The sequence below is a fragment of the Alcanivorax sp. HI0044 genome (assembly GCF_001634945.1).
The window spans coordinates 1-558 of the sequence record NZ_LWEZ01000816.1; the positions used below are offsets into that span (position 1 = coordinate 1).

Below are 558 nucleotides of genomic sequence, written 5' to 3' on the forward strand. Positions count from 1 at the left end.
CATTGCCAATTGCCTACCTGCAGCGGCTGACCCAGGCCTGGATTACTACCGCCTGGGCTCACCGCCCGGTTAGCGCTGAGCAGGTGCGCACCTTGACCCAGCATTGGCAGCAAATGGACAGGCTGGAGGCAAACCATGCGTAAGGCCCACCTGCGCCGTGCTTTCCCCTGGCTGCTTGCCACCCTGCTGGTCGCCATGATCGCGGGCTACTACGCCCTGACCGAACCGGTCACCTACATGCAGCGGGTCTCCCCGGACAGCAGCATCACGCGCAACCCCTACAGCGCAGCCCAACGCTGGCTGGCGCAACGGGGCCAGCCCTCTGAACGCATTCTCAGTGCTGCGGCCCTGTTCCCGTTACCCGACACCCGCACCACCCTGGTGATCGATAAACACCGCGGCATGCTCACCCCCAACCAGGTCAACACCCTGCTGGAATGGGTCCAGAACGGTGGCGAACTGGTGGTGGAAGCCCGCCCGCTCCCGTCGCTTATCGAGGCATCCGATGCCAGTGACGCAGACTGGCAGGACAATGACCCACTGCTGTTCCCGCTCGGC

The 558-nt window shown here is 64.5% G+C and carries 1 protein-coding gene; it reads left to right on the top strand.

The genetic code is table 11. The annotated features are described in order from the left end of the window. Positions 1-135: 135 nt before the first annotated feature. A partial coding sequence (locus tag A3730_RS09690; protein ID WP_156501121.1) for a DUF4350 domain-containing protein occupies positions 136-558 on the top strand: 423 nt, incomplete at its 3' end.